At 67.1% G+C, this 12,821-nt stretch carries 7 protein-coding genes; 6 read left to right on the top strand and 1 reads right to left on the bottom strand.

Annotation, left to right across the window (positions count from 1 at the left end; all coding sequences use genetic code 11):
• Window positions 1–49: 49 nt before the first annotated feature.
• The gene (locus tag AB0L57_RS30070; protein WP_364969320.1) at window positions 50–1,966 is read left to right on the top strand and encodes a type VII secretion target; all 1,917 of its coding nucleotides are present in this window, start codon (window positions 50–52) and stop codon (window positions 1,964–1,966) included.
• Window positions 1,967–2,031: 65 nt separating this feature from the next.
• On the opposite strand, the gene AB0L57_RS30065 is transcribed toward AB0L57_RS30070, so the two are convergent.
• Complete coding sequence (locus AB0L57_RS30065; protein ID WP_364969318.1) at window positions 2,032–3,585, bottom strand: hypothetical protein; 1,554 nt, start codon at window positions 3,583–3,585, stop codon at window positions 2,032–2,034.
• 203 nt (window positions 3,586–3,788) lie between these two features.
• Here AB0L57_RS30065 and AB0L57_RS30060 point away from each other — a divergent pair, with 203 nt between their 5' ends.
• The 5 genes from AB0L57_RS30060 to AB0L57_RS30040 all read left to right on the top strand — a co-directional run bounded on the left by AB0L57_RS30060 (window position 3,789) and on the right by AB0L57_RS30040 (window position 12,813).
• A complete protein-coding gene (locus AB0L57_RS30060; protein WP_364969316.1) occupies window positions 3,789–4,757 on the top strand; it encodes an NlpC/P60 family protein in 969 nt (322 codons plus the stop codon).
• Window positions 4,758–5,050: 293 nt separating this feature from the next.
• Window positions 5,051–6,811, top strand: a complete 1,761-nt coding sequence (gene eccA, locus AB0L57_RS30055) for a type VII secretion AAA-ATPase EccA (RefSeq protein WP_364969313.1) — start codon at window positions 5,051–5,053, stop codon at window positions 6,809–6,811.
• A 4-nt stretch (window positions 6,812–6,815) separates the two neighbouring features.
• Window positions 6,816–8,381 (top strand): type VII secretion protein EccB, encoded by a 1,566-nt coding sequence (gene eccB / locus AB0L57_RS30050; RefSeq protein WP_364969310.1) that lies wholly within the window; start codon window positions 6,816–6,818, stop codon window positions 8,379–8,381.
• Window positions 8,378–12,391 (top strand): type VII secretion protein EccCa, encoded by a 4,014-nt coding sequence (gene eccCa, locus AB0L57_RS30045; RefSeq protein WP_364969307.1) that lies wholly within the window; start codon window positions 8,378–8,380, stop codon window positions 12,389–12,391. Before eccB ends, eccCa begins: the two co-directional genes overlap by 4 nt.
• A gap of 107 nt (window positions 12,392–12,498) precedes the next feature.
• Complete coding sequence (locus tag AB0L57_RS30040) at window positions 12,499–12,813, top strand: PE domain-containing protein (protein ID WP_364969305.1); 315 nt, start codon at window positions 12,499–12,501, stop codon at window positions 12,811–12,813.
• Window positions 12,814–12,821 lie beyond the last annotated feature (8 nt).

The raw sequence follows: 12,821 nt of genomic DNA, 5'->3' as shown, positions 1-12,821 counted from the left end.
GGGAAGGCTTGAGAATGGGGACGTCATCGGCGGAAGGATCTGATTCGGCATGGCCGACAGCATGGACATCGACCCTGCGGTCTTACGTGAGTTGGCCCTTCAGCACTTGCGGATCGCCGACGAAACCGATGAGTGGGCGAATCAGCCCATCGATTGGCTGAACGAATTCCCCGGCAGCTACGGTCATATCGCCAATCCGGTGTACAACGCACTGAAGAGCTACTACAGCGCCCGGGAGAACGCGGGCCGGGCACTGGCCAAGGAACACCGCGATACCGCGGCGAAACTGCGGAAGGCCGCCGATGACTTCGAGCGGGCCGACGACGACGGTCTCGGACGCGTACGCAGGGCCGCCGAGTCTCCCGGTGCCGGCGCACCACCCGTTGCTCCGGTAGCGGCCGGTCCCGGGACACCATCGGCGACCGGCCCCCAGGCCGGTGCGTCCAACGGTGTCGGACCTGCCGACGTCGCCGGTCGGACACCGGGCGCCGACAACGCCGCTGCCGTCGCGTCGGGTGCTCCAGGAACAGCCGCGAGCACGTCCGATGATGCCGACGAGCCGGGTGCCGGTGTCGCGCCCGCGGCGGCCGGCGCAGGGGCCGGGGCCGGTGTATCGGCCGGATCGCCGGGTTCGTCCTCGGGTTCCGCGCCGGGATCGCTGGGCGTCACGGCGCCCGGTGGTGCGATGCCGCCCGGTGGACCGTCCGGTGGCGGCCCCGACGAGCGTGCCGCCACCGCTCCGCCGAGTGGTGCCAGTGCGGCCGGCGATCTGCCGCCGGTGCCGCTGCCGACGCCGTTCGCCGCCGCGGTCGCGAAGGCCAAGGACCAGGACGCCGAGCCCGCGTACGTGGTGGGCGATGCCGTGGACAGCGATCTGGTCCTGGCCCGCACTCTGCTGGGAGCGGTGCTGGCGGCCGTGGATTCCTCTGTGCTGGGCCTGCATTGGGCCGTTGCGGTGATGCGCGGTGAGGCCGGTTCCGGGGTGTTCATCACCTCCAATGAGGGCCGCGGCTGGTTCCCGGCCGGCTTGTACCTGCCGCTCGAGGTGTCGTCCCCGTGGACGTGGGACGAGTTGCTCGGCGGTGATTCCGGTGGTGCGGGCTCCCCGTGGGAAGGGGTGTCCGATCCGGCCCGGGTGCTGGTGGAATTCGGTCTCGCCTGGGGACGCAAGGCCGGCGCGAACCTCACCGCCCTGGTCTCCTCCGGCCCGATCGACAACGGTTTGCGGCAACGGTTCACCGATGTTGCCATGCAGGATATGGTCGGTCCGTCCTACGACGTCGACCTGCGCGTCTTCACCCCCGACACGGCCGATCGCCTCGGCCTCACCGGTTCGGCCGAGGCGCTGGAACACGTTGCCTCCGTCTCGGATGCACAAGTGCGGGCCCGGTGCGGCGAATTGGCCACCGAGGCGCACGCACTGGTCGCCCGCAGTGCGCCGGGCGGGCCGGAAGCCGCGGAATCGCGGGGCGTGCGTGATCGCATCCTGTCCGCGCAGCGGTCCGGTCGCACGATTCCGCGTGAGTGGTGGGAGGAGTTGCGCGATGCCGACGATCTGCTCGCCGCGGCCATGCTGCCCCGCCGTGTCGATGTCGGCCGGGTCGAGCCGGGTGAGCTTCGCATCGACGACGAGGTCTCGGCCCTGCGATCGCTGGTCTTCGAGCGCCGCTGCAACGAATTGGTGCTGCTGCTGGCCGAGGAGGAATCACGGCAGCAGTTGCGCGACGCGGTCTACGCCCATGAGCAGATCGTGAAACATCCACGCTTCGTGGAGGTTCCGGCCGCGGTCGCCACCGCCGACGAGCAGGTCGTCCGCCCGTCCACCGCGAGCGCGGGCACCGGTGCTTCCGGTGTGGCGGCGCCGTCGGTCAGCGCACCGAGCGTGACCGCCGGTCCGCCGCCGGGCGGCGCGGTGGTGGCACCGAAGGTGACGCCGCCGGACGCCGCTGAGCATTCGCGCGGGTGAGTGCGTCCCGCCGGCGGGGTTTCCCCACCGGCGGGTTTCCGCGGTTGCCTGGGTGAAACGTCGGCTCAGGCCGGGGACGCGCCCGCCTCCGGCTGCTCCGGATCCTGAGGTTCCGCAGCTGTGTCGGGAGCAGTCGGAGGCTTCGTCCGGTCGTTCTTCGAGGTACCCGGAGACGGTTTGATCGGGGGCAGCGACCCCGGCGTCTGCGCGGTGTTCGGGGTGACCGCGGAGGGTGCGTTGGTCGAAGGAGCTGTCGCACCGGGCGTTCCGGCGTTCTGCGCACCCATCGAGGGATCCACCGCAGCGGGAGCTACGCCCGGCATCACGGCGCCGGGCGCCGCGGCATTCGGGTCGGCGGCCAGTGGCGCAGCGCCACCGCCGGGGGTGATCTCGCCGTTGGACTGCAGTTCCTGCTGCTGTTTGTCGTGCTCGTTCTTCTGCATCATCTGGGTGATGACCGGTGTCAGCGCCATCGCGCCCATCGGAACCATCATGGCGGCCATCGGCAGCAGCTGACCGATGATGTCCCCGATCCCGCCTCCGCCCGCGCCCGCGTTCGCGGCACCGGTGTTCGCGGCACCGGCGTTGGCGGCGGTGCCGCTGCCGGTGCCGTTCGAACTGTCGGAGCCCCCGGAATTCGATGTGCCACTGCCATTTCCGGCATGAGACTGGTTGTCGGAATAGACCGCGGAGACGAGTTTGTAGACCTTGTTCACCGCGGCCCCGACATGCGCCATCACCGCCACTTCCTGTTTGGTGGTCAGCTTCGCCGGCACCGCCTTCAGCTTCGTCTGCAATTCGTCGACGATTTCCTTGATGGCGGCCAGCGTCTGGTCCTGATTCGCGGCGACGGTGATCGAGGTCTGGGCGATCTGATGGTCGTAGGTGAGTAGTGAACTCTGCCGGGCGTTCACGGCGGTCATGGCGCGCTGGTACTTCTCGGTCGACTCGGCCTGGCCGAGATAGCCGTACACCACCGGTTTGAGCAGATCGCTCACCTCCGGCGGTGGTACCGGCATACCGCGCCCGAGCAGGTCGACCGCTGTCTGAATCGCGGTGCGCGCCATGCCGACAACGGATCGCAGGGCGGCCGAGGCGCCGGCCGGTGGGTCCAGTTTCACGGTCCGGTAGTGCGTGTCGGCGACGGGACCGTCGGTGCTGCGCGGCGGCTTGTTGCCCCCGCCGTCACCCGGTGTTTCGCCGGGGTTGCGCGGGGTCTGCGGCGAGTGCTCCGGGATTCCGATGCGATCGGAATCCCCGGGCCGGCCGTTCGGTTGCCCGGCGCCCGGCTGCTGTTGCCCGGGTTGGCCCGGTTGCGGGTTGTCGCCAGGGTGCTCGCCGGGGTTGCGGGGGACCTGCGGAGGGTTTGCGGGGGTGTCGATCCGATGCGGATCGGTGCCTTCGGGACCACCCTGCTGTTGCCCTGGGCCGGACGGCTGACTGCCACCGGGACCGTTGTGCCCCGTGCCCGGATCGTGCGCCATGATCGGTTGCACGGGCTCGGCACGCTCGCCCATGGTCTGATCGGGTGCGACCTGTACCGTCCCGCTGACCGGCGATTGCGTGGCGCCGCGCAGTAAGCCCGGCTCCGATTCCGTCGTCGTGGTTGGCCCCGCCATACCGTTGCACCGCCTCCTCGGAGTTCTTCCTCATTGTGGGTTGTTCCCGCAATTGGGAACGTGGGCGGCTTCCGGTCCTCGACGATGTTGCCGCATAGTCGTGTGCGGCTTGCATATTCGTAAGTAGGTGCGCGGGTACCGGTCCCTGACAGCCGGGGCCGATTCGGGAGGCGATCGGTGCTGAGCAAAGGCGGGGCGGTCGGATGTCTGTGCAATTGACCGCCGGTGTGGACGGCGTTCTGAATTCACTGCTCGGTCTGTACGGGAACGGGGAGCCCAGTCGGCGAAATGCCGCATCCGCGATGTCGGGGCCATCGGAAGACGACAATCGGATGGGAAAGCTGGCGAACAGCTATCGCGATATGGCCGGTATGCACACCGCGGTCGCGGCCGGTCATGCCGAGCGTGACGCGGTGGTGCACAAATCCGTCACATCCGCCGGTGATGGCACCGTGGCCGGTCGCGGGGTGGTCAATGGGCAGATCGCCGATCTGCAGACCCGCTTGCAGGCGATCGCCAAGGTCTCCGATCTGCGGTTCAGTGGTCCGGCCCTGCTCGATGCCGCGCACACCGCGGTCACCAACGCCAGCCGGCAGGTCGATTCCGACATCGAGCAGGCGCGTCGGCACGCGGCGCAGATCGTGCCCCCGTCGGCGCCCAAATCCGTTCGTGGCCGCGTCACCTCGAATCCCGGGCGGCGCCGGCGGCGGACCAGGGCCAGGACGGTCTCGCGCGCGAGCGGTGCGGCCCGCGCGTTGCCGGCGATGCACCGGCCGGTCCCGTCGGACGGGACCAACGGCGGGCGTGCGGTCAGCGCGGCGAGTGCCTATCTGGGCCTGCCCTATGTGTGGGGCGGGGGCGGGTCCGGCGGACCGAGCGGTGGTGGATTCGACTGTTCGGGACTGACGCAGTACGCGGTTTCGGAAGCCACCGATGGCAAGGTCGTGCTGCCGCGCACCACCTATGAGCAGATCTACAGCGGGGTGCGGATTCCGCCGCAGGATGTGCGGCCCGGTGACCTGGTCTTTCCGGCCGCGTCATTCAGTTCGCGTGGGCCCGAACACGTTCAACTCGCCGCGGGCAACGGGATGGTCATCGAGGCGCCGTACACCGGGTCGACCGTCAAATGGTCGCGGATGCCCAGTGAGGCCGTGGTGGTCCGGGTGATGTGAGACGAGTACCCGGTTGCCGGATCGCGGCTCCCGGATACTCGTTTCCCAGAATTGGACCGTCAGGATGAGGACTGTCGATCCACGATAATCTTACCGCTATTTGACGGCTCATTCAATAGTGTGCCGCTAAATAGGTGTTGATGGAGTGCCTGTTCGCACTGGTCGCGTGCGGGTGAGGGGGGTGTTCGAGGCGACCTGCGTACGTATTCCCAAAAATGGGAAATTGCTCCCTTCGCGTAGGTCGGGGACTGTCTATGGTTCGGGCAGGCGAGAGCGTCGAAAGGGATGTCCAGGTGTCAGCGGCCGAGGACGCGTTCTACACGGGTGTTCAATCACTGGGATTGGTCGCCGGGGGCGTGCGCAACGAACAACAAGCGATGGCGGCGTTCCAAGCCGCGACGGATCTCGATCCGGATATGTGCGATGCCTGGCTGGGTCGCGCCATGGCCGGTGACATCACCTCCGAGGTGATCTACGGCGCGTACAGATCGGCTCACAATCTCTATCGCGATCAGCAACGGGCGGGTCTGGTCGATCGCTCGCTGTGGTGTCAGGTCGAGATCGGCATGTACGGGCTGCGGGTGGCGATGGCCGATCGCGATCAGATCGCGATCGCACAGGCCTGCTACTACGCCGAGGGGGGTGAATGGCAGGAAGCCGCAGCGATTCTGGACCAGGTGCCCCGCGACGATGTCGCAGATTTCGTGCGGATGTCGCTGTTCTATCGCACCCGGCGGTGGCCGGATGTGCTCACCGCGCGTACGGCCAAACCGGTCATCGATGACGGACTGCTCGATATCGCGGCCGAGCTGATGACCGCGACGGCGCTGGCCCATCTGGGCCGCATGGGGGAGGCGATGCCCCGTGCACAGCGCATCGTGGAGGACAGCGCCTCGGGCAACCTGTCCTACATCTGGGCCGATGCGCACTTCCTGCTCGGAATGCTGCACCGGCACAACGGCGATCACGAGACCGCCGATCGAATCCTCAAGGGTTTGCAGGGATCGGGTCTGTGGTCCGAGCGCGAGGAGTGGCAGCGCGCGGTCCGGGACAAGGGTTTCCGGCTCGAGGTGATCACACCGGATCTGCTCGCTTCACGCACCGATCTGTGGGATCCGTCCACCGGTGACGATCCGGCCGAGGCGGCGGCGTCGGCGGCGAAGGAGGAACGCGACGCGCTGCTCACCGAGGCCTCGGAGCTGTTGCAGGCCCAGATCGGCATGGATTCGGTCAAGGAACAGGTCGACCGGCTCAAATCCGGTGTGCTGATGGATCAGGTCCGGGCCAAGCGCGGACTGGCGGTGGAATCCAAATCGCAGCACCTGATCTTCTCCGGCCCGCCCGGTACCGGTAAGACCACCATCGCCCGCGTCATCGCGAAGATCTTCGCGGGCCTGGGAGTGGTCGAGAATCCGGAGGTGATCGAGGTGTCGCGTAACGACATGGTGGGCACGCACCTCGGTCACACCGCACCGAAGACCAACTCCCTCATCGATTCCGCCCTGGGCGGGGTGCTGTTCATCGACGAGGCGTACACCCTGATCCAGGAGGGGCTCTCCGGCGGGGACGCATTCGGCAAGGAGGCCGTGGACACACTGCTGGCCCGGATGGAGAACGACCGTGACAAACTGGTCGTGGTGATCGCCGGCTACGAGGACCAGATCGACCGGTTCCTGGCCTCGAACGAAGGTCTGTCCTCACGCTTCACCAAGCGGATCCGCTTCTCCAGCTATGGCGGCGACGAGCTGGTGCAGATCGCGGATCATATTGCGCAGAAGAAGGATTCGCTGCTCTCGGAACAGGCGCGGGAGGTCCTGCGCGAGCGTTGTGATCAGCTCGCGGCACAGACCAAACAGGGCCGCCGATTGATCGATCTCGCCGGTAACGGCCGCTTCATCCGCAATGTGGTGGAGGCCGCCGAGGCCGAACGCGACTATCGCTTCACTCGTGACAACGTCGATATCGCGGCGCTGTCCAACGAGGAATTGATGACGATCGACGCCTTCGATATCGCCGCAGCGCTGGCGGGTTTGGCGCCGGCCGCGACCAGCTGAGGCCATGCCGCGATTCCGGGTGGTGACCAAACACCAGATATCGGGCTGGCGGTTCTTGCTGCGCCGCATCGAGCACGCGCTGGTACGCCGCGAGGTCTCGATGATCGACGATCCGCAGCGCGGCCGCTCCACCGCCCTATCGATCGGAATCGCGCTGGCCTGCGTGGTCGTGGCCGCCGCCGCGGTGCTGGCGTTCTTCAAACCCGCCAAGCAGGTGGGCAATTCCGCGATCGTCGCCGACAAGAGCAGCGGTGCGTTGTATGTGAAGGTCAGCGGGCGGCTGCATCCGGCACTGAATCTGACCTCGGCACGGCTGATCGCCGGCACCGCACAAGATCCGGTGCAGGTGTCACAGGCGGAACTGGACAAGTTTCCGCGTGGTCCGTGGGTCGGAATTCCGGGCGCCCCGGGCAGTATCGTCGACAGCGGTGACCGGGATTCCTCCTGGGCGGTCTGCGATACCGCGCGCACCGGAGCCGACCGGCCGGTGGACCGGTCCACCGGACTTCCCACGACCTCGGGATCCGCGGTGGTGACGACGGCCATCGGCGGTCCGTTGACCGTGGACGGTGACGCCACCGTCGAATTGTCCGGTAATCGAGCACGATTGCTGCGCAACGGTTCGGTCGTATGGCTGGTCTACGCCGACGGTGACAAGGGTGTGGTCCGGGCATCGATCGATCTGTCGGATTCCGCGGTGACGCTCGCCCTGGGCATCGATGGCTCGGCCAACGTGCCCGAGGCCTCGCGCGGATTGATCGAAGCACTGCCGGAGATGCCGCCGCTGCGGGTACCCGATGTGCCCGGTGCGGGCAACACCACGGTGTTGTCGTCCGGGCTGTCGGTGCCCATCGGCTCGGTGCTGAGTGTCTCGACCCCGGACCGCGGCGCGTCCTACTACCTGGCTTCGCAGTCGGGTCTGGTGCAGATCAGCGCGGTCCTCGCGGCCATCGTGCGGAACGCCGATTCGCACGGCACCGCGACCACGATGGCGGTGGGGCCGGATGTGGTGGCCGCCAATCTGCGGCCCGGAACCTGGCCCGGCACCGCGGATTACCCCGCCAAGGCGGTCGAACTGGTCGATCCGGGCCGCTACGGTGTGACCTGCTACCACTGGTCGCGCGGCAGCGGTGATTCGAAGGCGGGCACCCGGCTGCTCTACGGCCGGCAACTGCCACTCACCAGCGAACAGCAGAGCCGGGCAGTGGGCCTGGTGACGGCGAGCGCCTCGCACGGCGCCACCGCCGACGCCGCCTACCTGCCCGGCGGCACGGGCCGGTTCGTCCAGGTCACCGGGGCGAATCCGGGCTCACCGCTGCGGGAATCGCTCTATTGGGTCTCCGACAGCGGCGTTCGCTACGGCATCGATGTCGCGCCGGGCGCCAGCAACGACCAGACTCTGAGCGCACTGGGGCTGCGGACGCCGGTGCCCGCGCCGTGGAGTGTGGTGTCGCTGTTCGCCGTCGGACCCGTACTGTCCCAGCGCGATGCGCGCATGCAGCACGACGGAATTCCGACCGACAGGTCCGCGGTCGGTCTGCCGGAGAAGTCCGATGGAGGAACTCCATGACCACCACCCGCCGATTCGTCCGCCCCGCTCGTTCCGAGCGGGGACCGAAGGCACCGGCGGTCACGGAGTTGCGGCTGCAGCCGCCCACCGAATTGCCCAAACCCGTTCCGCCGTCGCGGATCAAGATGATCATGCCGGTCGTCATGGTCGCCGGTATGGGCGGGATGATGGTCATGATGTTCCGCAGCGGCGGAACCGTGAACCCGATGATGATGATGTTCCCGGTCATGATGCTGGTGTCGATGTTCGGCATGGTCGGTGGCGGCATGGGTGGCAACGGTGGTGGCGGCGCCGCCTCGCTGAACGAGGAACGCAAGGACTATCTGCGCTCGATCGGGGAGAACCGCAAGACCGTCCACACCGCCGAAACCGAACTGCACACCTATCTGCGCCACACCCATCCCGGGCCGAACGAGATCGCGCGTCTGGTCGGCGGTAAGCGGATGTGGGAGGTGCAGGTCGCCAGCCCGCAATTCCTGCGGGTACGAATCGGGCGGGGCCGGATCGCCAATCAGGTCCGGGTGATCGTGCCCGAGGCCGCGCCCACCTCCGATCTCGACCCGGTCGGCGTCGTGGAGGTCACCCGATTCGCCAAGGCGTATTCGACCGTGGGCGGAATGCCGGTCGCCATCAACCTGCTGTCCGCGCCACAGGTGGGATTCCAGGGTGACCCGGATCTGGTGGCCGCGCTGGTGCGGTCGATGATCGCCGAGCTCACGGTGCTGCACGGACCGGATCAGGTGGCCGTCGCGGCCGTACTGGCGGATCCCGATGCGCCGCAATGGTCCTGGCTCAAGTGGCTGCCGCACACCCAGCATCCCAGCGATTCCGATGCGATCGGCTCCAGCCGGATGGTCTATCGCTCGGTGTCCGAATTGCGCGCGAAGGTTCTCGCCGGACTGAACCGCGGCCCCTTCTCCGCCAACAGCCAGCCCACCCTGGACCGTACCCATTACATCCTGATCGTCGATGTCAGCGGGGCGGCCAGCGAACGCGACATCTCGGGTGTGGACGGTTGCACCTGGATCCGGCTGGGCGCCACCGAGCAAGATCTGCCGCGCGCGCTGAAGTTCACCGTGTCGCAGGACCGGGAGTTGCACGAGATCACCAGCCGTGGACCGCGCAAAGTCGGTGTGGCCGACGCGATCTCGATGCCCGCGATGACGGCGCTGACGCGCAGTCTGTCGCCGTACCGGCTCTCGACGGTGGTCGAGGCGGTGGTCGCCGATCAGGCCGGCACCGGAACCTCCTGGGAGGAAATGGTCGGCATCGCCGATCCCGGTTCCATCCTCGTCGAACGCCAGTGGCCGGTGCGCCGCGACATCGATCGGAACCGGCTCAACATCCCGTTCGGCCACGATCCCACCGGTCAGGTCGTCCATCTCGACATCAAGGAATCGGCCGAGGAGGGAATGGGCCCGCACGGCATGTGCATCGGCGCGACCGGTTCCGGCAAGTCGGAATTCCTTCGTACCCTGGTGCTTTCGGCCATCGCGACGCACTCTCCGGATGTGCTGAATCTGCTGCTGGTCGACTTCAAGGGTGGCGCGACCTTCCTCGGATTCGATCGTCTGCATCATGTCACCGCGGTCGTGACCAACATGGAGGAAGAAGCCGACCTGGTCACCCGTATGGAAGATGTGATCAACGGCGAGATGGCGCGTCGTCAGCGAGTGTTGCGTGATGCCGGCAACTTCGCGAATGTGGCCGACTACGAGCGGGCCCGGGAGCAGGGCGCGCAGCTGGAACCGCTGCCGACCTTGCTGATCATTCTCGACGAATTCGCCGAACTGCTCGAACAGCATCCGAATTTCGCGAAACTGTTCGTCGCGATCGGCCGGCTGGGCCGTTCGCTGCGTATCCATCTGCTGTTGTCCTCGCAGAAGGTGCCGGCCAGCCGGATGGGTGAGCTCGAAGCCCACCTGTCCTATCGGATCGCGTTGCGCACCAACCAGACCAGCGACTCGCGCGATGCCATCGGTACCGCGGACGCCTACCACCTGCCGAAGAAACCGGGGTCGGGGTATCTGCGAGTGGGATCGGGCGACCTGCAACGTTTCCAGGCCGCCTACGTGGGTTCGCCGTACCAGGCGCCGACCCAGGCGGCCACATCGGCCGATGCGCAGCGGGCCCGGCGGCCCGGCGGCGGATACAAACCGCCGCAGCAGTTCACCACCGCGCACATCGTCGCCCTGCGGCCGGAGACCTTCGTCGAGCCGACGGTCGCCGCGCCGGAGTCCGACGACGACAGCGAGGTCACCACCCTCATGGACACCGTCCTCACTCAGATGGGCGGGAGCGGCCGGCCGGCGCACAAGATGTGGTTGCCGCCGCTGGGAGTGCCGCCCACACTGGAACGACTCACCCCCGCGGTGCAGCCCGGCCGGTTGCAGGTGCCCCTGGCCGTGGTGGACCGGCCCAGGCAGCAGCGCCAGGACGTATGGACCGTCGATCTGTCCGCGGCGGGTGGCCACGTTGCCGTGGTGGGTGGTCCGCAGTCCGGAAAATCGACCGCGCTGCAGACCCTGGCGTTGTCGGCCGCGCTGACGCACACTCCGGAACAGGTGCAGTTCTACTGCCTGGACTTCTCCGGTGGCCTGACCGCACTGCGGCAGGTGCCGCATGTCGGATCGGTGGCATCGGCGCGCGACACCGACCGGATTCGCCGCACCTTCGCCCTGATCACGAACCTCATCGCGAGCCGGCAGACGATATTCGCCGAGCTCGGTATCGACAGCATGCGGGAATTCCGCCGCCGCCGGAATTCACCGGACGCATCGGCGGAACTGACTTCCTACGGTGACGAACACGGTGATGTGTTCTTCATGATCGACGGCTGGGACATCGGTTTCTCCGTCAACGGACCGTATTTCGACGAGTACCTGCCGGTGGTGGAATCCATTGCGTTGCAGGGCCTCAACTATGGCATCCATCTGGTGATCAGCAGTTCGCGCTGGACGGCGATTCGGCCGAACATCAAGGACCTGTTGCAGACCCGGCTCGAAATGCGACTCGGTGATCTCACCGACACGGTCTTCAATAATCACCGGGCCGTGGTGGCGTCGATTCCGCCCGATCGGCCCGGGCGCTGTCTGTCGACCGAGGGTCTGCACATGCTCACCGGGTTGCCCCGCATCGATGGCGTCGGAGATCCGGAATCCACCGCGCAGGGCACGGCCGCCGCGGTGTCCGAGCTGGAGCGCCGCTACGGAGGACGGCGCGCGCCCGAGGTCAAACTGCTCCCCGCGCGGATCACGCTGCCCGAGATCATGGCCGGCCGGCCGGCACCGGAAACCCCGGCGCAGCGGCTGGTTGTGCCGTTCGGTGTCCGCGAGTCCGACCTCAGCCCCGCGGCGATCGATTTCGGGGTGTCGACCCACCTGGCGATCTTCGGCTCACCGGGGTCCGGCAAGTCGACTGTGCTGGCAGCCCTGCTGCAGTCGATCCGGACGCAGTTCACCCCGGACCAGGCGCGAGTGCTGCTCGTCGACTACCGGCGTCAGCACATGGAGGCGATCCCGCCGGAACAGAGCATCGGTTACCTCACCGCCGAGCGTGATCTGATCGAGGGACTGCCGTTGCTGGCAGAAAAGATGCGCAGCCGCCGGCCACCGAACGGCGTGACACCGCAGCAGTTGCGCGAGCGATCCTGGTGGACCGGTCCGGAGATCTTCGTCGTGGTGGACGACTACCACATGGTCTCGTCGCGCGGCGCGCTGAACCCGCTGGATCCGTTGAAGGACATCATCGTCGACGGTCGCGACACCGGGTTCCATCTCATTGCCGCCCGCAATATCGCGCAGGCCGATATGGCGTTGTACGACAACGTACTCGGCCAGATCAAGAACCTGAACTCCTCCGGATTCATCATGGACGGCTCGAAACTCGACGGTATGCTGATCGGCGACGTCAAGCCGACCAAGCAACCGGTGGGCCGGGGCATCTTCGTCGAACCACTGCATTCGCGCCGGGATCTGGTGCAGGCCGCCTGGGTTCCACCGGAGGAATGAGACCGGTTCGTGGGCAAGACAACAGACATTCCCAAAGATGGGAATGCCATACCGTTCTTGCTGTACCGCTCGGTTGAAGAGTCGGCATCACTCGTGAGGAGACTTCTATGTTTCTCCAGTTCAATCCGGAAGCCGTCGCGGCCGCGCATGCCGCGAACAGCACCGCCGCGGGGTCGGCATCGGGCATGATGCACGCGAATTCGGCGGCCTGTATGCCGATGTCGGCCGGCGCCGATCCGATCAGCATGGTCTTGTCGGAGGCGTTCTGCCGGTATCAGGTCGGCTACTGCGGCATCACCGACAACGGGATCGCCAAGACCCACGAGGGCAACGGCAAGCTGCCGGAGTCGATCACCAACTATGAGACCACCGACATGAAGGGCGGCAGCCGAGTCGGATCGACCGTGTTCGGAACCGCCTGACCGCGCCC

The sequence above is a fragment of the Nocardia sp. NPDC052254 genome (genome assembly GCF_040679495.1).
GTDB lineage: Bacteria > Actinomycetota > Actinomycetes > Mycobacteriales > Mycobacteriaceae > Nocardia.
Note: the sequence above shows the minus strand (reverse complement) of the source record. Positions and strands in the feature narration are given on the sequence as shown.

Bases quoted from the DNA above. Each gene is read 5' to 3' on its own strand.
- AB0L57_RS30070 (WP_364969320.1), top strand. From the start codon at position 50: ATGGCCGACAGCATGGACATCGACCCTGCGGTCTTACGTGAGTTGGCC.
- AB0L57_RS30065 (WP_364969318.1), bottom strand. From the start codon at position 3,585: ATGGCGGGGCCAACCACGACGACGGAATCGGAGCCGGGCTTACTGCGC.
- AB0L57_RS30060 (WP_364969316.1), top strand. From the start codon at position 3,789: ATGTCTGTGCAATTGACCGCCGGTGTGGACGGCGTTCTGAATTCACTG.
- eccB (WP_364969310.1), top strand. From the start codon at position 6,816: ATGCCGCGATTCCGGGTGGTGACCAAACACCAGATATCGGGCTGGCGG.
- eccCa (WP_364969307.1), top strand. From the start codon at position 8,378: ATGACCACCACCCGCCGATTCGTCCGCCCCGCTCGTTCCGAGCGGGGA.
- AB0L57_RS30040 (WP_364969305.1), top strand. From the start codon at position 12,499: ATGTTTCTCCAGTTCAATCCGGAAGCCGTCGCGGCCGCGCATGCCGCG.